At 72.0% G+C, this 18,432-nt stretch carries 17 protein-coding genes; 8 read left to right on the plus strand and 9 right to left on the minus strand.

Annotated elements, in window-relative coordinates:
* Window positions 1–3: 3 nt before the first annotated feature.
* Both ABT001_RS28685 and ABT001_RS28690 read right to left on the minus strand, forming a co-directional pair.
* Window positions 4–1,566, minus strand: coding sequence for an APC family permease (locus tag ABT001_RS28685; protein WP_351283297.1), 1,563 nt, complete (start codon window positions 1,564–1,566; stop codon window positions 4–6).
* A gap of 35 nt (window positions 1,567–1,601) precedes the next feature.
* Window positions 1,602–2,564: a hypothetical protein gene (locus ABT001_RS28690; protein ID WP_351283299.1), complete on the minus strand. Its 963-nt coding sequence runs from the start codon at window positions 2,562–2,564 to the stop codon at window positions 1,602–1,604.
* Window positions 2,565–2,806: 242 nt separating this feature from the next.
* Here ABT001_RS28690 and ABT001_RS28695 point away from each other — a divergent pair, with 242 nt between their 5' ends.
* Complete coding sequence (locus ABT001_RS28695) at window positions 2,807–3,301, plus strand: ASCH domain-containing protein (protein WP_351283302.1); 495 nt, start codon at window positions 2,807–2,809, stop codon at window positions 3,299–3,301.
* Here the strand turns inward: ABT001_RS28695 and ABT001_RS28700 are convergent.
* Together ABT001_RS28700 and ABT001_RS28705 are read right to left on the minus strand one after the other, a co-directional pair.
* On the minus strand, window positions 3,280–4,503 hold the full coding sequence (locus tag ABT001_RS28700; RefSeq protein ID WP_351283304.1) for an outer membrane protein assembly factor BamB family protein: 1,224 nt from the start codon (window positions 4,501–4,503) through the stop codon (window positions 3,280–3,282). The genes ABT001_RS28695 and ABT001_RS28700 overlap by 22 nt on opposite strands.
* Before the next feature lie 182 nt (window positions 4,504–4,685).
* Window positions 4,686–6,341, minus strand: coding sequence for an FAD-binding dehydrogenase (locus tag ABT001_RS28705; protein ID WP_351283306.1), 1,656 nt, complete (start codon window positions 6,339–6,341; stop codon window positions 4,686–4,688).
* Window positions 6,342–6,501: 160 nt separating this feature from the next.
* Here ABT001_RS28705 and ABT001_RS28710 point away from each other — a divergent pair, with 160 nt between their 5' ends.
* From ABT001_RS28710 to ABT001_RS28725, 4 genes are read left to right on the plus strand one after another with little or no spacing between them, the layout of a single operon-like run.
* Window positions 6,502–7,419: a DMT family transporter gene (locus ABT001_RS28710; RefSeq protein WP_351283308.1), complete on the plus strand. Its 918-nt coding sequence runs from the start codon at window positions 6,502–6,504 to the stop codon at window positions 7,417–7,419.
* On the plus strand, window positions 7,406–7,936 hold the full coding sequence (locus ABT001_RS28715) for an NUDIX hydrolase (RefSeq protein WP_351283311.1): 531 nt from the start codon (window positions 7,406–7,408) through the stop codon (window positions 7,934–7,936). The genes ABT001_RS28710 and ABT001_RS28715 overlap by 14 nt, the downstream gene beginning before the upstream one ends.
* Window positions 7,933–8,328 carry a YidH family protein gene (locus ABT001_RS28720; RefSeq protein WP_351283314.1) on the plus strand — a complete coding sequence of 132 codons (396 nt, stop codon included), beginning with the start codon at window positions 7,933–7,935 and terminating at the stop codon, window positions 8,326–8,328. Before ABT001_RS28715 ends, ABT001_RS28720 begins: the two co-directional genes overlap by 4 nt.
* Window positions 8,325–8,636, plus strand: a complete 312-nt coding sequence (locus ABT001_RS28725; protein ID WP_351283317.1) for a DUF202 domain-containing protein — start codon at window positions 8,325–8,327, stop codon at window positions 8,634–8,636. The genes ABT001_RS28720 and ABT001_RS28725 overlap by 4 nt, the downstream gene beginning before the upstream one ends.
* Before the next feature lie 12 nt (window positions 8,637–8,648).
* On the opposite strand, the gene ABT001_RS28730 is transcribed toward ABT001_RS28725, so the two are convergent.
* Window positions 8,649–9,584 carry an NADP-dependent oxidoreductase gene (locus ABT001_RS28730; protein WP_351283319.1) on the minus strand — a complete coding sequence of 312 codons (936 nt, stop codon included), beginning with the start codon at window positions 9,582–9,584 and terminating at the stop codon, window positions 8,649–8,651.
* A 233-nt stretch (window positions 9,585–9,817) separates the two neighbouring features.
* On the opposite strand from ABT001_RS28730, the gene ABT001_RS28735 reads away from it, so the two are divergent.
* Together ABT001_RS28735 and ABT001_RS28740 are read left to right on the plus strand one after the other, a co-directional pair.
* Window positions 9,818–10,840: a phosphotransferase family protein gene (locus tag ABT001_RS28735; RefSeq protein ID WP_351283321.1), complete on the plus strand. Its 1,023-nt coding sequence runs from the start codon at window positions 9,818–9,820 to the stop codon at window positions 10,838–10,840.
* A gap of 7 nt (window positions 10,841–10,847) precedes the next feature.
* Window positions 10,848–12,062 (plus strand): acyl-CoA dehydrogenase family protein, encoded by a 1,215-nt coding sequence (locus tag ABT001_RS28740; protein ID WP_351283324.1) that lies wholly within the window; start codon window positions 10,848–10,850, stop codon window positions 12,060–12,062.
* Between the two features lie 45 nt (window positions 12,063–12,107).
* Here the strand turns inward: ABT001_RS28740 and ABT001_RS28745 are convergent, their stop codons facing one another.
* The 4 genes from ABT001_RS28745 to ABT001_RS28760 form a co-directional block, all read right to left on the minus strand.
* Window positions 12,108–13,415, minus strand: coding sequence for a M28 family metallopeptidase (locus tag ABT001_RS28745; RefSeq protein ID WP_351283327.1), 1,308 nt, complete (start codon window positions 13,413–13,415; stop codon window positions 12,108–12,110).
* A 498-nt stretch (window positions 13,416–13,913) separates the two neighbouring features.
* Entirely contained in the window at window positions 13,914–14,507 is a 594-nt protein-coding gene (locus tag ABT001_RS28750; protein WP_351283330.1) for a TetR/AcrR family transcriptional regulator, read from the minus strand.
* 36 nt (window positions 14,508–14,543) lie between these two features.
* The gene (locus ABT001_RS28755) at window positions 14,544–16,211 is read right to left on the minus strand and encodes an AMP-binding protein (RefSeq protein ID WP_351283333.1); all 1,668 of its coding nucleotides are present in this window, start codon (window positions 16,209–16,211) and stop codon (window positions 14,544–14,546) included.
* On the minus strand, window positions 16,208–16,972 hold the full coding sequence (locus tag ABT001_RS28760) for an SDR family oxidoreductase (RefSeq protein WP_351283336.1): 765 nt from the start codon (window positions 16,970–16,972) through the stop codon (window positions 16,208–16,210). The genes ABT001_RS28755 and ABT001_RS28760 overlap by 4 nt, the downstream gene beginning before the upstream one ends.
* A gap of 171 nt (window positions 16,973–17,143) precedes the next feature.
* Between ABT001_RS28760 and ABT001_RS28765 the strand changes: the two genes are divergently transcribed.
* Window positions 17,144–18,409 carry an exo-beta-N-acetylmuramidase NamZ family protein gene (locus tag ABT001_RS28765; protein ID WP_351283338.1) on the plus strand — a complete coding sequence of 422 codons (1,266 nt, stop codon included), beginning with the start codon at window positions 17,144–17,146 and terminating at the stop codon, window positions 18,407–18,409.
* The last annotated feature ends 23 nt before the right edge of the window (window positions 18,410–18,432 follow it).

The following is an 18,432-nucleotide window of genomic DNA, read 5'->3' on the forward strand; positions in this document are numbered from 1 at the left end:
GGGTCAGCGCGGGCCCTGGCCGCTCTCGGCCGCCTTCTCCAGTTGAAAGGCCTCGTTGCCGAGTCCGATCCTCGCGTGGACGTCCGGCCTGGTGCGGCGCAGCAGCGCCCCGTAGGCCAGGCCGCCGACGAGGGCCAGGACGATGACGCCGGGCAGCAGCCAGTTCAGCGTCGAGCCGGGGCCGGAGCCGACCAGGACGTCGAAGTCCCGGACGGTGAACACGGCGATGGCCAGCAGGGCGAGGCCCGCGAGTGCGGAGGCGACGAGCCGGGGCGCCTGGGCGCGGCCGGCACCGCGCCGTACGAAGAACGCGATGACGGCGAAGGACGCGGCCGCCATCAGCACGATGACGCCGAGCGCTCCGACGTTGCCCATCCAGGTGAACAGGTGCAGGACCGGCGCGGTGGGGTCCCCGGCCGGCTTGTCGTCGGTGAGGGCGAAGGCCAGCACGATCACGACGGACACCGCGGACTGGAGCACGGAGCCGGTGGCAGGGGCCCCGCTCGACTTGTTGGTGCGGCCGAAGCCGGCGGGCAGCAGCCCCTCCCGGCCCATGGCGAACGCGTAGCGGGCGACCACGTTGTGGAAGCTGAGCAGCGCGGCGAACATGCCGGTCACGAACAGGACGTGCAGGACGTCGGTGAAGGTGGCGCCGAGCCGCTCCTCGGTGAGGCCGAAGAGCATCCCCGGGCCCTCCTCCAAGGAGGTGTCCGCGATGGAGGAGGGACCCGCGGCGACGGTCAGGGCCCAGGAGCTGACGGCGAGGAACAGGGCTGCGTAGCCGACGGCCAGGAACATCACACGGGACACGACGACCTGTGGCCTGCTGGTCTCCTCGGCGTACACGGGGGCCTGCTCGAAGCCGACGAACGCGGCGATGCAGAAGCAGAGGGCGGTGCCCAGGCCCGCGCCGGTGAGGGTCTCGGGGTCGAACGCGTGCAGGGAGAGTCCCTCGGGGCCGGGATCGCCGACGGCGGCGATGTCGAAGATCACGACGAGGGCGCACTCGATGACGAGCAGTACGCCGAGGACCTTGGCGTTGAGGTCGATCTTCAGCCAGCCCAGTGCGCCGACGACGGCCACGGCCGCGAGGGCGGGTATCCACCACCGGAGCTCGATGTCGAGATAGGTGGCGAAGAGGCCGGAGACCTCGAAGCCGAGGATGCCGTAGATGCCGACCTGCATGGCGCTGTAGGCGACCAGGGCGACGAGCGAGGCGCCCGCGCCGGCCGTGGGACCGAGGCCGCGGGCGATGTACGCGTAGAAGGCGCCTGCGTTGTGGACGTGCCGGCTCATCTCCGCGTAGCCGACGCCGAACAGCATCAGGACGATGCCGAGGATGACGTAGAGCAGGGGCTGCCCGACGATGCCCATCACCCCGAAGACGGTCGGCATCACCCCCGCGACGACCATCAGGGGGGCGCTGGCGGCGAGGACGGACAGGAGTAACCCGGGGGTGCCGAGCCGGTCGGCGCGCAGGGCGCGTTCCTCGCCCTTGTAGGTGTTGATCCCGCCGGTGTCGCCGGTGGTGCCGGTCTCGCTCGTACCTGTTCTGCCCGTCGACATGGCGGGGGTGGTCCCTTCGTCGATATCACTGTGCGTCAGGGGGCGCCGATCGCGCGGGTGCGCGCGGCGAGGAATGCGGGATACGGGTCACGTCCGGCGTACGACCACGGGGCTTCGGTCGCATGGGGTCCGATGCGGTGGAAGATCGCGGCGGCCTCGGCGGGGCGGCCCTCGCAGGTCTTGGCGTGGGCGAGGAAGTTGAGGTCGGCGCGGTGGCGCGGGTGGTCCTCGCGCTCCCACTCGAGCCACCAGTCGAAGGCCGCCTTCATCACCTGTCTGGCCCGGCGTCCCGACCAGTGGCCCGAGGCCGCCGGTTCGTCGGACACGGCACCGGCAGCGGCCAGCACCCTGTAGCGCTCGGCGTGGGCGACCACGGGGAGCACGGCGAGCGGCGAGTCCGCCGGGGCCTGTTCGGCGGCCCACGCGGCGAAGTCGTACACCTCGTGGAGCGGGTCGCTCTCGGGGTGCGCCTCGGCGAGGACGGCCGTCATGAGGTGGTGGGCGTGGTGGTGTTCGGGGTGGCGGGCGCGGATCTCCTCGAAGTGCCGGGCGGCAGCCCCGTGGGTGCCGTGCGTCCGCGCCAGCATCATCAGGCCGAGCCAGGGGGTGGGGTCGGCGGGGTCGCTCTCGACGGCGGCCCGGCAGGCTTCGCGGGCCCGGTCGCCGTCGGCGGCGGTCGCCTCGGGTCGCTGGGCGCGGATCACGGTGGCGCAGGCGAGCAGCGTCCTGGCGTCGGAGCTGTCGGGTTCGGCGAGCAGCCAGTCATCCGCCCAGCCGGTGGCGGACGGGACGGCGGCGAGGGAGAGCACGCGATGGCCCCGGCGGTCCCAGTCCCTCCCGGTCGCGACGAGCAGGGCGCGGGCCCTGGTCCAGCGCCCCTGGATGAACTGTCCGCGTGCGTCGATGAGTTCGCTGTCGTCGAGCGCCGGGTCGAAGGCGTGGTCCGGGCGTCCGCCCTTACGGCGGGCACGGCCCAGGGGCGGCGGAGGCGGAGACATCCGCGGGTTTCCTTTTCGGCTTCGACATGACACCAGCACATTTCGATGCTGTGTGCGAGCAGGCGATCGCGCACAGCAAAGCGGTAGGCAATGCTCTGCGTCAAGGTCGACCCGCCCCCAACCACCTTGATCCACACCGGAGTTGACCGGTTCCGGGGAGTGGACTGAACCATTCACGCAGTTCGCGCGCCGCCTGCGGCACCGACGGGCGAGGAGGGCGTGACACGTGCCACACTGCCGCGATGGAGAACCGTGAAGCGCTCAAACCCCTCGTCCTCGCCTTTCCCGGGCCCCTGCGCGACCGGCTGGTGGCGGCCGTGCTGTCGGGCGAGAAGGTCTCCACCTCCGGGCTGCTCCTGGAGTACGAGATGGAGCGGGAGGAGCTCCCTCCCGTGGGCGAGCGGTCCGCTCTGGTCGACTCCGACGGCCGGGAGGTCGCCGTGGTCGAGCTGACGGAGGTGCGGGTGCTGCCGCTGGGGGCCGTGGATCTGCGGCACGCCCTGGACGAGGGCGAGGGTTACACCTCGGTGGCCCAGTGGCGCGCGGGACACGAGGCGTTCTGGCACGGCGAGGAGATGCGGGAGGCGCTCGGTGACCCGCTGTTCACCGTGGACGACGACACGATGATCGTGGCGGAGCGCTTCCGGGTGGTGGAACGGCTCGTCCCGGCCGCCGCGCACGGTTCGCGGCAGCCGGGACCGCGGGACGGGACCGGTCAGACCGCGGGGAGCGCGTAGAGCCGCTTCCCGTGCATCACGGCCAGCCGCTCGCCCGCCGCCGCCACGTACCAACGCTGGATGTCGCCGGTCCCGTCGTTGTAGGTCCAGCGCAGCTTCCCGGTCGCCGCGTCGAAGGCGTGCACCCCGCCGTCCTTGTCGAATTCGGTGGCGCCGTACAGCACGCCGCCCACCTTGACGAACTGCCACGCCTGCGTCGCCGTGTCCCGCAGGTCCTCGTTGTGCCAGATCTCCTTGCCCGTGGCGGGGTCCACCGCCCACAGGCCGCGCGCACTGTCGGAGGCGTAGAGCACGCCGTCCAGCAGATGCGGGTCGTTGAACCTGCTGAACTCCTCCGTGGTGAGCGACCAGCGCTCCTTGCCCCCGGACAGTTCGAACGCCCGCAGCCGCTGTCCGTCCGCCACGACCACCAGCTCCTCGTGCACGGCGAACCGGCGGTGGTTGGACCGGCCGAGCTTCTTCGTCCAGACCTGCCTACCGGTGGCGGTGTCCCGGACGGTCACGTTCTCGCGGTAGTCCGTGTAGACGAGGTGCTCGCCGACGACCGCGGCGTTGATGCCGTACTCCTCGGTCCCCGCGTCGCGCTGCTCGCGCCAGGCGACCTTGCCCGAGGCGGTGTCGATCGCGGCGATCACGTTGTTCGGCGAGGTGAAGTCCTTCTCCAGGATGCCGGCCAGCACGTAGACCCGGCTCTCGTCGGCCGCCATGGGGCGCGGCTGCTGGTACTCGTCGCCCAGGCGGCTGCGCCAGGTCTCCTTGCCCGTGGCCGGATCCAGCCCCACCACGTCGCCGTCGTACTCCGCACTGGCGAGGTGGAGCGTGCCCCCGCCGAGGACGAGCTGGGCGCCCGGCGTGGTGATGCCGGCGCGTGACCACGTCTCCTTGCCGCTCACCGCGTCCCGTCCCACGAGGGGGTCGCCCGCCACCAGGACCAGGCCGTCGGCCACGGCGAGCGCGCCGCTCCCGGAGAGGCTGGTGTTCGCCGTGTCCGCCTGCCACAGCGGCTCGGGCGCGGTGCCGGGCGGCGGGGTGGTGAAGGCATCGCCGTTCTTCTCCGCGCCCGGCGTGGCGCCGCCGGCCGGAGCGTCCTCCTCGGGACCGCATCCCACGGCCCCGGCCCCGAGCACGGCCAGCCCGAGCCCCGTCCCGGCCAGCCTGAGTATCTGCCTGCGCGACATCGCGTTCCCGCCACGTCCGACCATGTCCGTCCCCCGCTTCGGTTCACCTGGTACGACGTCCCAGGACCCGGGACGTCCTGAGCGCCGCAAGGCTACCGTCGCTTTTCGGCCGCCCCCCGTGACGGCACACAATCGGGACAAGCTCGTGAAGCTCCCGTCACCACCGGGGCCGGACGCCCCGTCAGCCGTCACCGCCGGGGCGTCCGTCAGCCCGTGGCCTCCGCCGCCGCCCGGCCCGCGGTCCGGCCCGAGAAGATGCAGCCGCCGAGGAACGTGCCCTCCAGGGAGCGGTACCCGTGGACCCCGCCGCCGCCGAAGCCCGCCGCCTCCCCCGCCGCGTACACCCCGGGCAGCGGGGCACCGTCCCCGGTCAGGACGCGGGAGGACAGGTCGGTCTCCAGCCCTCCGAGGGACTTACGGGTGAGGATGTTCAGCCGTACGGCGATGAGCGGGCCCGCCGCCGGGTCGAGGATGCGGTGCGGCTTCGCCGTGCGGATCAGCCGGTCGCCCAGATAGGCGCGGGCTCCGTTGATCGCCGTGATCTGGAGGTCCTTGGTGAAGGGATTGGCGACCTCTCGGTCGCGGGCCGTGATCTCGCCGCGCAGGGCTTCCTCGTCGATGAGCCCTTCACCGGTGAGGGCGTTCATTCCCCGTACGAGCGCGCCGAGGTCCTTCTCGACGACGAAGTCCACGCCCTTGTCCATGAACGCCTGCACGGGGCCGGGGACATCGGCGCGCGCCCTGCCGATCACGTCGCGCACCGACTTCCCGGTCAGGTCCGGGTTCTGCTCGGAACCGGAGAGCGCGAACTCCCTGCCGATGATCCTCCGGTCGAGGACGAACCAGGTGTAGCCGTGGCCGGACCGCATGATGTGTTCGAGGGTGCCCAGCGTGTCGAAGCCCGGGAAGAGCGGGACCGGGAGCCGCTTGCCGCGGGCGTCCAGCCAGAGGGAGGACGGGCCGGGCAGGATGCGGATGCCGTGCTTGTCCCAGATCGGACTCCAGTTCTCGATGCCCTCCGTGTAGTGCCACATCCGGTCCTTGTTGATGTGGTGGGCGCCGGCCTTCTCGGCGATGCCCAGCATCAGCCCGTCGACGTGGGCGGGGACACCGGAGAGCATCTTCTCCGGCGGCGTGCCCAGCCTCTCGGGCCACTGCGCGCGCACGAGGTCGTGGTTGCCGCCGATGCCTCCGGAGGTGACGATCACGGCCTGCGCCCTGAGCTCGAAGGTGCCGGTGACCTCACGGCTGCTCGCGGTGCCCCGCTCGGCGCCGCTCTCCGCGAGGATCTCGCCGGTGACCGTGTCGACCGCTCCGGCCGAGCGGCCGAGGCCGGTCACCCGGTGGCGGAAGCGGGGGTGGACGAGACCCTTCGCGACGCCTTCGCGGACCCGCCGCTCGAAGGGGGCGACGACGCCGGGGCCGGTGCCCCAGGTGATGTGGAAGCGGGGGACGGAGTTGCCGTGGCCGTTCGCGTCGTAGCCGCCGCGTTCGGCCCAGCCGACGACGGGGAAGAGCCGCAGCCCCTGGGCGTGCAGCCAGGACCGCTTCTCCCCTGCCGCGAAGTCGACGTACGCCTCGGCCCACCGCCGTGGCCAGTGGTCCTCCGCACGGTCGAAGCCGGCCGTGCCGTACCAGTCCTGGAGGGCCAGGTCGCGGCTGTCCTTGATCCGCAGCCGGCGCTGCTCGGGCGAGTCGACGAGGAAGAGGCCGCCGAAGGACCAGTGCGCCTGGCCACCGATGGACTGCTCGGGTTCCTGGTCGAGCAGGATCACCGAGCGGCCCGCGTCGACGAGCTCGGCGGTGGCCACCAGCCCCGCGAGTCCTGCCCCGATCACGATCACATCAGCGTCGTACGGCATGGGTTCCATCCTTCGGAGCGGTGCGGTGCGGTGCAGCCGGCTGGCGGGGCGGGCGAAGTTACTTGTGGGTCAGATCTTCGGTACGGGCCACGTCCACGTCAACCGTCCTGCCGGTGGCGCCCTCACCGATCCGGCGGGGTCGTCGGGCTATCGTCGGACCGTGTCGGTGCTGGTACTGCTGCTGTCGGTGGGCGCGGCCTGCTGCCTGGGCTTCGGATTCGTCCTCCAGCAGGACGCCGCCCGCCGCGCGCCCCTGAGCGACTTCCTCTCCCCCAGGCTGCTGCTCGACCTCATGCGGGTGCCGAGCTGGCTGGCCGGGCTCGGCCTGATGGTCTGCGGAATGGCCCTCGGCGCCCTGGCGCTCGGCCAGGGCGAGGTGTCGGTCGTGGAGCCTCTCCTGGCGACCAACCTGCTCTTCGCGATGGCACTGTCACGGCACCGCACGGGCCAGCGGCTGGGGAAACAGGGCTGGGGAGGCCTCTGCCTGCTGGCGGGCGGGGTCACCGCGTTCCTGCTGGCCGGCGAGCCCCGCGGCGGCGAGGCGGTCACGGCGTCGCTGCGGCAGTGGCTGGTGATCGGCGTGGTGGCGGGAGTCGCCGTGATCCTGACCGCGAGCGCCAGGCACCCGCGTACGCGTGGGACCCCTGTGCTGCTCGGGCTGGCGGCGGGGCTGCTCTACGGCCTGCAGGACGCCCTGACCAGGGTCAGCGGGGAGCGGCTGGCCGACGACGGCTGGGCGGCGATGCTGACCACCTGGCAGCCGTACGTCGTCCTCGTCCTCGGAGTGACCGGACTGGTCCTGGTCCAGAGCGCGTTCGAGGCCGGGCCGCTGCGGATGTCCCTGCCGGCGCTGACCGCCGCGCAGCCGCTGGCGGGGATCATCTGCGGCATCGGATTCCTCGGCGACCGGGTGCGCACCGACACGGGCGCCCTTGCCTGGCAGGCCGTGGGGCTTGCGGCGATCGTGGCCGGGATCGTGCTCCTGGGGCTGCATCCTGCGATGCCCGAGGGGAAGCGGAGACACGGATCCACCGCGGCGGACCGGCTGATGTTGGATGGGCCCCATGACTCCGGCTGACGAGGTACTGGACATTGTCGACGAGAACGACGAGGTCGTCGGGCAGGCGCCCAGGGGCGAGGCGACGGCGCGCGGCCTGCGCCACCGTTGCGTCTTCGTCGAGGCCCGGGACGCGGCGGGCCGGCTGTTCGTGCACCGCAGGACGGCCACGAAGCTGGTCTTCCCCTCGCACCACGACATGTTCGTCGGCGGTGTCGTCGGCGCGGGCGAGTCGTACGACGAGGCGGCACTGCGGGAGGCCGAGGAGGAGCTGGGGGTCTCCGGGCTCCCCCGCCCCACGCACCTCTTCACGTACCTCTACGAGAGCCCCCGGCACACCTGGTGGTCGTCCGTCTACGAGGTGCGCTGCGAACTTCCGGTCAGGCCGCAGGCCGAGGAGGTCGCCTGGCACACCTTCCTGACCGATGCCGAGCTGGAGGCGCGCCTCGGTGACTGGACGTGGGTGCCCGACGGGCTGGAGACGTACCACCGGCTGCGGGAGTTCCGGGCCGGACGCGGAGCGGGAGCCACCGCGTGAGCGATTTCGTACGGGGACTGCGGCTGTGGTTCGCCCCGGAGCGGATCCGGGAGGAGGGCGACACCCCGGACTACCGCTTCTCCCTCGCCAACGAGCGCACCTTCCTGGCCTGGATCCGGACGGCTCTCGCGCTCGTCGGCGGCGGTTTCGCCGTCGACCAGTTCCTGCCCTCACTGGCCTGGGGCGTCCGCGCCGGCCTGGCGCTCGGGCTGCTGGCGGCCGGGGTGCTCTGCGCGCTGCGGTCCGTCAACCACTGGGTGCGGTGCGAGCGCGCGATGCGGCGGGGGGAGGATCTGCCGGTGTCGCGCTTCCCCGCGCTGCTCGGCCTCGTGGTCGCCGTGGTGGCCCTCGCGATGGTGGTGGTGGTCCTGTTCGGCTGGGAGGGCCGGTGACCACCGAGGGGCGCGATCCCGGTCTCCAGCCCGAGCGGACCCGGCTGGCCTGGCGCCGCACCACTCTGACGTGCACGGTGGTGGCGCTGCTCGCGGTCCGGCAGGCACTGCACGTCGGGGCGACCGGTGCCGGGGTGTTCGCGGTGGCGCTGAGCCTGCTGGCCTGGCTGGGGTTCCTCGGAGTGGCCCACCGCCGGGTGACGGGCATGGGTACCGCGCGGCCCGCCGCGCTGTCGCCCCGCCACGCGCTGACGGCGGCCGCGTGCACGGTCGCGCTCGCGGTGCTCGCCGTCGTGACGCTGTTCTGACCGGGGCCCCGCTCAGCCCTCCCAGTCCACGGTGACGACGATCTTGCCCCGGGTGCGGCCCTCCTCGTTGAGCCGGTAGGCGTCGGCGGCCCGCTCCAGCGGGAAGACCCGGTCGACGTGGACGGCGATGATGCCCTGCTCGGCGAGTTCGGCGAGATGGGCGAGGTCCGCCGCGTCGGGCCGCACGAAGGCGTAGCGCCCGCCGTAGGAGAAGACCTCGGCGTCCGCGATGGACGCGAGCCGGCCGCCGGGCGCGAGGGTCTCGGCGGAGACCCGGAGCGCTTCGCCGCCGACCGTGTCGAACGCCGCGTCGAAGCCTTCGGGGACCAGTTCCCTCAGCCGGGCGGCCAGCCCGTCGCCGTACTCCACGGGTTCCCCGCCCAGCCGGCGTACGTAGTCGTGGTTGTGGGGCCCTGCCGTGCCGACGACCCGGCAGCCCGCGTGCCGGGCGAGCTGGACGGCGAGCGACCCGACGCCGCCGGCGGCCGCGTGGACGAGGACGGTCTCGCCCTCCTGGACCTTCAGGGTGCGGTGCAGCACCTGGTGGGCGGTGAGGCCGCACAGCGGCAGGCCCGCCGCCTCCTCGAAGCCGATGCTCAGCGGCTTGCGCGCGAGGGTGCGCACGGGCGCGGCGACGTACTCGGCGAAGGTGCCGCGCGAGAGGAAGTCCTCGCGTACGTAGCCGATGACCTCGTCCCCCACCGCGAACTCGTCCACGGCCGCGCCCGGCTGGACCACGACACCGGAGACGTCCCAGCCGGGGATGACGGGGAACACCGCTTCCAGCCCCGCCTGGAGATACCCCTCGCGGGCCTTCCAGTCGACGGGGTTCACGGCGGCTGCCCGCACCTTCACCAGGACCGCGTCGGGCCCGACCTTCGGGTCGGGCCGCTCGCCGTACTCCAGTACGTCGGCCGAGCCGTAGCTGCTGTAACTGATCGCCTTCATGTTCCGACGATCGGGGCGGGTGGAGGTGTCCGCAACTCAGGCCGTGACCGCCCGGCACCTGGGATCCGGTGGACCTGTACGCGCTCGGGGCCTCGCCGCCCCGGTGAGATCAGCCCTGCGGCCCTGACCGGGGAGCCGGAGATCACCTCTCCTTTTCCGGGCAGGCACTGGACGACATACCGACTGGTCGGCATCATGGTGCCGACCGTCCAACCGCCCCGGAGGTGCGCCCCATGAGCCCAGTCCACCCGCCAGGTCTCGATCTCGACCGGCTGCGCGGCCATCTCGACCGTGAGCGGCCGGGGCTGGTGAACGGACCGCTCGACGCCCGGGTCGTCGAGGGTGGCCGGTCGAACCTCACCTACGTCGTCACCGACGGCTCCGGGCAGTGGGTCGTGCGCAGGCCTCCGCTGGGCCATGTGCTCGCCACCGCGCACGACATGAAGCGCGAGCACCGGGTGATCAGCGCCCTGCACACCACGGCGGTCCCGGTGCCGGAGACGCTCCTGCTCTGTGAGGACGACGCGGTCGTCGGCTCGCCCTTCTACGTCATGGAGTACGTCGAGGGAACCCCGTACCGCACGGCCGAACAGCTCGCCCCGCTCGGCGCCGACCGCACCCGGGCCGTCGTCCTCGGGCTCGTGGACACACTGGTGGACCTGCACGCCGTGGACCCCGCGGCCGTCGGCCTCGGCGACTTCGGGCGCCCGGACGGCTTCCTGGACCGGCAGCTGCGGCGCTGGGGCAAGCAGCTGGACGCCTCCCGCAACCGCGAGCTCGCCGGCATCGACGAGCTGCACGCCGCGCTCGGCCGACGGCTCCCCACCTCCCCCGCGCCCACCGTCGTGCACGGCGACTACCGCCTGGACAACGTGCTGATCGGCCGGGACGACCGGATCAAGGCCGTGCTGGACTGGGAGATGTCCACCCTCGGCGACCCGCTCACCGACCTCGGTCTGCTGGTGATGTACAGCTCCGACCTGGGCCTGCCCGAGTCACCGGTCTCCACGACGAGCGGCGCCGCGGGCCACCCCACCCCCGCCGAGCTCATCGGGCGCTACGCGGCCCGGTCCGGCCGCGACACCTCCGCCATCTCCTGGTACACGGCCTTCGCGTGGTTCAAGCTCGCCGTGATCCTCGAGGGCATCCACTACCGCTACACCCTGGGCCAGACCGTCGGCGCCGGCTTCGACCGCATCGGCGACCTGGTCCCGGTCTTCATCGCGCACGGCCTCACCACCCTCAAGGAAGGCTGATCACCCCGTGGACTTCGCATTCGACGCCCGTACCGAAGAGCTGCGCACCAGGCTGCTCACGTTCATGGACGAGCACGTGTACCCCGCCGAGGAGGTCGCCGAGGAGCAGCGCGCGCGGCTGGCGTCGCCATGGGACACCCCGCAGATCGTGGAGGACCTGAAGGCGGAGGCGCGCAGGCAGGGCCTGTGGAACGTCTTCCTGCCCGACGCGGAGTACGGTGCCGGACTGACGAACCTCCAGTACGCCCCGCTGGCGGAGATCACCGGCCGCAGCCCGCACCTGGCGCCCACGGCGCTGAACTGCGCGGCCCCGGACACCGGGAACATGGAGGTGCTCTCCCAGTTCGGCTCCGAGGAACAGAGGAAGCGGTGGCTGGAGCCGCTGCTCGCCGGGGAGATCCGATCGGCGTTCGCGATGACGGAGCCCGAGGTGGCCTCGTCCGACGCGACGAACATCGAGACCAGGATCGCGCGCGAGGGCGACCAGTACGTCATCAACGGGCGCAAGTGGTACATCTCCGGGGCGATGAACCCGGACTGCGCGGTCTTCATCGTGATGGGGAAGACGGATCCGGACAACGAGGACATCCGCCGCCAGCAGTCCATGATCCTGGTCCCGCGCGACACCCCGGGCGTGGAGGTGCGCCGGGCGATGCAGGTGTACGGCTACGAGGACCACTCGCACGGCGGCCATGCCGAGGTCGTCTTCACCGACGTGCGCGTGCCCGCATCGAACCTGATCGGCGAGGAGGGCGGCGGCTTCGCCATCGCGCAGGCGCGGCTGGGGCCGGGCCGGATCCACCACTGCATGCGGCTGATCGGGATGGCCGAGCGCGCGATCGAGCTGATGTGCAGGCGGGCCGTGGCCCGCACGGCGTTCGGCAAGCCGCTGGCCCAGCAGGGCGTCGTGCAGAACTGGATCGCGGACGCCCGGGTGACGGTGGAGCAACTGCGGCTGCTGGTGCTGAAGACGGCCTGGCTGATGGACACGGTGGGCAACCGCGGGGCGCACACCGAGATCCAGTCGATCAAGATCGCCACCCCGCGCGCGGTGGTCGACATCCTCGACAAGGCGGTGCAGCTGTACGGCGCCGGCGGTGTCAGCCAGGACTACCCGCTGGCCGAACTCTGGTCGTCGGCACGGACGCTGCGGCTCGCCGACGGACCGGACGAGGTGCACCAGCGGTCGCTGGCGCGGCGCGAGATCAAGAAGTACCTCTGAGTCACCGGTGCGGGGAGGCGCCCGGGTGGCCGCCTCCCCGGTGGGTCAGAAGGTGAGCTGCCAGCTGTCGACGTAGCCCGTGTCCTGCGCGGCGACGTCCTGGACCCGGAGCTTCCAGGTGCCGTTCGCGGCCTCGCCCGAGGCGTTGACGGTGTACGTCGCGCTGACGTCGTCGGCCGAGTCGCCGCTGCTGGAGTTCTTCAGCCGGTACGCGGTGCCGTCCGGGGCGAGCAGGTCGACGACCAGGTCACCGCGGTAGGTGTGCTTGATCTCGACGGCCACCTTCAGTGCCGAAGGGGCGTTGCCCGTACGGCCGGTGACGGCGAGCGGCGAGGTCACGGCGCCCCCGTTGTCGGGCACGGCGACGTCCACGGTGGTGCTGAACACCGTGCCGGCCGGCGGGGTGACCGTGCCCGCCGACAGGGTCCAGACGGCGTGGGCGATCGCGTCGCTGTTGCGGTCCAGGGCCGTGTCGTCGATGTTCGCCGTCGTGTCGCACGAGGAGTGGTAGCAGCGGTCGAAGGACTGACCGGCCGTACCGCCCCACTTCTGGGCCTGGGCACTGGTCTTGGTGTTGCTCGCCCCGGTGAACAGGCCTCCGACGGGCACGCCGGCGCTCTTGAACGGGGCATGGTCGGAGCGGCCGTCACCCTCGGTCTCGATCTCGGTGGGTACCGCCAGCCCCGCGAAGTAGTCCTTGAAGGTCTGCTCGATGACCGGGTCGTCGTCGTAGACGAAGTAACCGGCGTTGGGCGAGCCGATCATGTCGAAGTTCAGGTACCCGGTGAGCTTGGCGCGTTCGGCCGTGGACAGGCTGTTGACGTAGTACTTCGATCCGACGAGCCCCAGTTCCTCGGCGCCCCACCAGGCGAAGCGCAGGTGCTTGTCGGGTGCGAGCTGCGCCCGGGAGACCGCGAGGGCGGTCTCCAGCACGGCGGCCGAGCCGGAGCCGTTGTCGTTGATGCCGGCGCCGGACGCCACCGAGTCGAGATGGGCGCCTGCCATCAGGACCTGACCGGGATCGCCGCCCGGCCAGTCGGCGATCAGGTTGTAGCCGGTTGCTCCACCGGAGGTGAACTGCTGGAGTGCCGTGGTGAATCCGGCGGCGTCGAGCTCGGCCCTCACATGGTCGACGGACGCCTTGTAACCGGGCCTGCCGTGGGCGCGGTTGCCGCCGTTCGCGGTGGCGATCGACTGGAGCTGGGTGAGGTGCGCCTTGACGTTGGCGAGCGGGATGTCGGGGGCCGCGGCGACGGCTACGGGCGCGGCCTGGACGGCCGGTGCGGCGGTGGCCAGCAGGGCCGCGACGGCGAGCGCGGCGGCGGACAGGGTTCCGAGTCGGGCAGGTCTCATCGGGGGCTCCGGATTCCGTTCGGGGACTGACGGAACGTGCGGGGGTCCCCGGGACGTGCACGGCCCGGGGACTGGAGCGGTGGGGCGGGAAGCGGTAGGACCTTGAGCGGTGGGGCTGGAAGCGCGCCCCCGATGCTCGGCGAGATGACCGAGTACCGTCAAGGGTGGGATTCGGACAAGGTCGTCCGTTTATCGGTCACGCCGGACGTGCCACGGGACTGTCAGTGGCGGTCCGTGGCGTGGGAACCATGGGAAATTCCGGAGGAACACTGATGGTCCGGTCCGTGGCCGGCGACCACGGCATACCGCTGGACCGTTTCCCGGCCGAGCCCGCCGTGCGGGGGCCCTGGCCTGGGCGGCGGCGGCCGGCCTGACACCCGACGAGGAACGCGTGCGTCAGGCCCTCACCGGATCGGCGGTCTTCGCCGAGGAGCTCTCGTCGCTGCTGCTCGCCGCCCTGGGCATACCGGACCGGGACTGACCGTCCGAGACGGACCGTCAGGGGCGCAGAGCCCTCAGCAGCAGGTCGGCCAGGTGGTCCGCGACCTCCTGCTGACTGAGCGGGCCGTCCGGGCTGTACCACGTGGACAGGTGGTGGACCGAGCCGAAGTGGTAGTCGACGACCAGGTCGGCGGGGGTGGCCGCGGAGAACACCCCGGCCCGCTGGCCCTCCTCGATCAGGGCACGGAAACGCTCGTGATACCGGCGGCGCTCGATCCGCACCTGCTTGTTCTTCTCCGGGCTCAGGTGGTGCATCGAGCGGAAGAAGATCGAGGCGTCGTCGAGGTTGTCGATGGTGGTGACGACCACGTCCGCCGCCGCGTCACGCAGGCGCCGCTCGATCGGCTCCTCGGCGTCGGCGTAGGCGTCGAGCCGCTCCTGCTGGAGGCGCAGCACCCGGGCGTAGACCTCGTGCAGGAGGTCTTCCTTGGAGCCGAAGTAGTGGTAGAGCGCCCCCTTGGTGACGCCCGCCGCCTCGACGATCTCCTGGACGGAGGTCCGGTCGTAGCCCTGCTCCGCGAAGAGCCGGGTGGCGGCGGCCAGCAGCCTCTGGGGGACGGGCGTACCGTCCCCGTCCGTCGCCTTGGCCATTGCCGCCACCTGCCCTCTCGTACCGCGTGAACTGTTCTAACGGGGGGAACGCAGTTCCCGCCTGAGGATCTTCCCACTCGCCGTCTTCGGGAGCTCCGTCAGGATCTCGACCTCGCGCGGGTACTTGTACGCGGCCAGCCGTTCCTTGCAGTACGCGCTGAGCTCGCCGGGTTCCGTCCCGGCGCCCGGCCGCAGACTGACGTAGGCCCGCACGGTCTCTCCCCGGTAGGCGTCGGGAACGCCCACGACGGCCGCCTCGCGGACCGCCGGGTGGGTGTAGAGGACGTCCTCCACCTCCCGGGGCCAGACCTTGAAGCCGGAGGCATTGATCATGTCCTTCTTGCGGTCCACGACGTAGAGCCAGCCGGCGGTGTCCATGAAGCCGATGTCCCCGGTGCGCAGTTCCCCGTCGGGGAACGCGGCTTCGGTGGCCTCGGGCAGGTTCCAGTAGCCGGAGACGACCTGCGGCCCACGCACGGCGATCTCGCCCTGTTCGCCGAAGGGGACGTCGTCGCCCCTCTCGTCGATGATCCGCACCAGGGTGTCGGGGCCGGGGACTCCGACGGAGAGGGTCCCGGAGACGGGATCGACGGGTGCCTCGTGCTCCGGCGGCACGGCGGCGCAGGGCGCGGTGCACTCGGTGAGTCCGTAGCCGTTGCGGATGTACGGGCCGAAGCCGTCGCGGAACTTCTCGACCAGGGCGGGCGGCAGCGGCGCCCCGCCCGAGGAGATCACCTTGAAGGAGGCGAAGTGCTCCCGGGTGACCCCCGGGTGCGCGGCGAGCGCCATGAAGGCGGTCGACGGGCCCACGGTGTAGGCCGGGCGGTGCTCCGTGAAGGCTTCCAGGACGACGCTCGTCTCGAAGCGGTGGACGAGGACCAGGGTGCCCGCGTTGGCGACGCAGGCGGCGAGCTGGCACACCATGCCAGTGATGTGGAAGAGCGGAGCGAGTGCGAAGTAGGACGCGCCCTCCTCGATGGGGTGGCCGACCCGCTGCCGCTCGGCGTTGATCATGATGTTGCCCTGGGAGTTCATGGCCCCCTTGGGGGTGCCGCTGGTCCCGGAGGTGTAGCTGATGAGGGCGGTGTCGGCGGCGGTGAGCTCCCGGTCCCCGGGGGCTGCGAGGCCACGGCGGGCCACGGCCACCAGGTCGGAGGCCCAGTCGTCAGGTCCTGGCGCGGGGAGCCGCTCGAAGCCGAGCACGCGCGGGTCGTCGGTCGACTGGAGGTCGAGCTCGCAGGCCGTGACGGCGATCCGCACGTCCGGAGCCGCCTCGGCGGTGGCCCGCAGGTACGACTCCCAGGCCCGGTCCGAGCAGATCAGCGCGGTGACGCCGGCGTCGCTCAGTACGTGCCCGACCTCGCCGGACTTGTACATCGGGTTGAGCGGGACGACGGTCGCGCCGGCCTTCCAGGCGCCGAGCAGCGCGAGCACGAAGTGCGGGGTGTTCTGGAGCATGATCGCGACCCGGTCGCCACGCCGTAGCCCCTCGGCCGCGAGGTGCCCCGCCACGGAGTCGGACAGCTCGTCGGTCTCGCGATAGCTGAGGCGCCCGTCGAAGTAGGCGAGCGCGGTGTGGTCCGGGGCCCGTCCGACGGCCGCGCGGAAGGCGTGCACCATGGTTTCGGCCGGGTGCAGGGGCGCGAGCTGGGCCTCGCTGAGCAGGGCGGTCCAGGGCTTGGCCGCGTAGATCGAGTCGGTCATGCGCCGGCTCCCTCCCACTTCTGCTGCAGCTTGTTCATGTTGCCGATCCACTGGTCGGGGTCCTTGGCCCGGGCGCGGTAGTAGCCGGCGACCTCGGGGTGCGGCAGGACGAGGAAGCGGTCCTGCTCCATCGCGTCGAACAGGGCGTCTGCGACGGCCTCGGGCTCGATGGCGGTGGGCGCCAGCACGAGGTCGCCCGCGGAGCCGGCCGCGGTGAGCATGTCCGTACGCACGCCCTGGGGGCAGATGGTGTGGACCTTGACGCCCCGGTGCCGGTAGGTCAGCGAGAGCCACTCGGCGAAGGCGACCGCACCGTGCTTGGTCACGCTGTACGGTGCGGCGCCGATCATCGTCAGCAGCCCCGCCGCGGACGCGGTGGAGACGAAGCGGCCGTTGCCGCGCTCCAGCCACTCCGGCAGGAGCGCCTTGGCCGCGCGGACGTGCGCCATGACGTTGACGTCCCAGGCCCTGGCCCAGACGTCCTCCTCGGCGAAGGCGTCACCTCCCGAGGCGAGGCCGGCGTTGGCGCAGTAGATGTCCACCGTGCCGTCGAGCGCGTCGCGGGCGGCGTCCACGATGCCGGAGGCGTCGCCGGCCACGACGGTGCCGCCGATCTCCTCGGCCAGCGGCTTGATCCGGTCGGCGTCGAGGTCGTTGACGACGACCCGCGCCCCCTCGGCGGCGAACCTCCGGGCGAGAGCGGCCCCGATGCCGCCTCCGGCTCCCGTCACCACTACGCCAGCGCCCTGCACCGTGTCCATCGGTCCCGCCTCTCTCAGCCGTCTTCACGGCAGACTAACCAGTCGGTATGTGATCGGGGAAGGGGTCCGGGGCAGGACTGGGAATCTGCCCGGTCGCGGCCGTTCCGTGCGACCCGCACCCGCGCTAGCGTGCGTGGCCATGACTGTCGGCGCGATCACGGAGGTACCGCAATGACCCTGTCCAGACGTGGTGTGCTGGCCGCCGGCGGTGCGATGGGAGCCCTGGCGGCGACCGCCGCGGGCCCTGGGGCGGCCGCGGCGGCCGGCCGGGGGCCCGGCGGGCGCTCCCGGGTCCGTACCGGTTTCGAGCGGCTGGCTGCCGACGGGTACCGGCTGCTCGCCGGGCAGAGGGTCGGCATCGTCACCAACCCGACCGGGATCACCTCGGACGTCGGGCACATCGTCGACGCGATGCACCCCGACGACCGGGTGAATCTGACAGCCGTCTTCGGCCCTGAGCACGGCTTCCGGGGGACCGCACAGGCGGGCGGCTCGGAAGGCCGGTACGACGACCCGGCGACCGGGCTGCCGGTCCACGACACGTACCTGAAGAGCGGACAGCCGCTGGCCGACGTCTTCACCGCCTCCGGCGTGGACACGGTGGTCTTCGACATCCAGGACGCGGGAGCCCGGTTCTACACCTACATCTGGACCCTGTACGACTGCATGGAGGCGGCGGCGCTCGCGGGCAAGAGGTTCGTCGTCCTGGACAGGCCGAACCCGGTGACCGGACGGGCGGCGCTGGGGCCCGTGCTCGATCCTGCCTTCGCCACGTTCGTGGGGCGCCGGGAGATCGCGCAGGCGCACGGCATGACCGTGGCGGAGCTGGCGCTGCTCTTCAACGCGGAGTTCCTGTCGGCCGGGCCTGTGGACCTGGACGTGGTGAAGATGTCCGGGTGGCGGCGGACGGACTTCTTCGACGGGACGGGCCTGCCGTGGGTGCCGCCGAGCCCCAACATGCCGACACCCGACACGGCGCTGGTCTACCCGGGCACCTGCCTGTTCGAGGGAACGAACCTCTCCGAGGGCCGGGGCACCACCCGCCCCTTCGAGCTGCTGGGGGCGGAGGGGATCGACCACCGGTGGGCGGCTGCTGCGAACGCGCTGGAGCTGCCGGGTGTGGCGTTCCGCGAGGCGTACTTCGCGCCGTCGTTCTCGAAGTTCGAGGGGAAGACGGTGGGCGGCGTACAGGTGCACGTCCAGGACCGGGAGGCCTTCGACCCCGTACGCACCGGGATCGCCCTGCTGGTCACGGCGAAGCGGACGTGGAGCGGATTCGCCTGGCGGGCGGACAACTGGATCGACAAGCTCACGGGCAACACCCGGGTCCGCACGATGATCGACGCCGGGGCGGACACCGACGAGGTGGTGGGCGCCTGGGAGGAGGACCTCGCGGCGTTCCGGCGGGTGCGGCGGGAGTTCCTGCTGTACCGGTGAGTGCCGGGCCGGTGAGCCCGTTC

The organism is Streptomyces sp. NPDC002793 (assembly GCF_040295485.1).
Taxonomy (GTDB): domain Bacteria; phylum Actinomycetota; class Actinomycetes; order Streptomycetales; family Streptomycetaceae; genus Streptomyces.

What these genes read in the sequence shown, in the direction of transcription:
- ABT001_RS28685 (WP_351283297.1), bottom strand. Translation starts at nt 1,566, where the DNA reads ATGTCGACGGGCAGAACAGGTACGAGCGAGACCGGCACCACCGGCGAC.
- ABT001_RS28690 (WP_351283299.1), bottom strand. Translation starts at nt 2,564, where the DNA reads ATGTCTCCGCCTCCGCCGCCCCTGGGCCGTGCCCGCCGTAAGGGCGGA.
- ABT001_RS28695 (WP_351283302.1), top strand. Translation starts at nt 2,807, where the DNA reads ATGGAGAACCGTGAAGCGCTCAAACCCCTCGTCCTCGCCTTTCCCGGG.
- ABT001_RS28700 (WP_351283304.1), bottom strand. Translation starts at nt 4,503, where the DNA reads ATGGTCGGACGTGGCGGGAACGCGATGTCGCGCAGGCAGATACTCAGG.
- ABT001_RS28705 (WP_351283306.1), bottom strand. Translation starts at nt 6,341, where the DNA reads ATGCCGTACGACGCTGATGTGATCGTGATCGGGGCAGGACTCGCGGGG.
- ABT001_RS28715 (WP_351283311.1), top strand. Translation starts at nt 7,406, where the DNA reads ATGACTCCGGCTGACGAGGTACTGGACATTGTCGACGAGAACGACGAG.
- ABT001_RS28730 (WP_351283319.1), bottom strand. Translation starts at nt 9,584, where the DNA reads ATGAAGGCGATCAGTTACAGCAGCTACGGCTCGGCCGACGTACTGGAG.
- ABT001_RS28735 (WP_351283321.1), top strand. Translation starts at nt 9,818, where the DNA reads ATGAGCCCAGTCCACCCGCCAGGTCTCGATCTCGACCGGCTGCGCGGC.
- ABT001_RS28745 (WP_351283327.1), bottom strand. Translation starts at nt 13,415, where the DNA reads ATGAGACCTGCCCGACTCGGAACCCTGTCCGCCGCCGCGCTCGCCGTC.
- ABT001_RS28750 (WP_351283330.1), bottom strand. Translation starts at nt 14,507, where the DNA reads ATGGCCAAGGCGACGGACGGGGACGGTACGCCCGTCCCCCAGAGGCTG.
- ABT001_RS28755 (WP_351283333.1), bottom strand. Translation starts at nt 16,211, where the DNA reads ATGACCGACTCGATCTACGCGGCCAAGCCCTGGACCGCCCTGCTCAGC.
- ABT001_RS28760 (WP_351283336.1), bottom strand. Translation starts at nt 16,972, where the DNA reads ATGGACACGGTGCAGGGCGCTGGCGTAGTGGTGACGGGAGCCGGAGGC.
- ABT001_RS28765 (WP_351283338.1), top strand. Translation starts at nt 17,144, where the DNA reads ATGACCCTGTCCAGACGTGGTGTGCTGGCCGCCGGCGGTGCGATGGGA.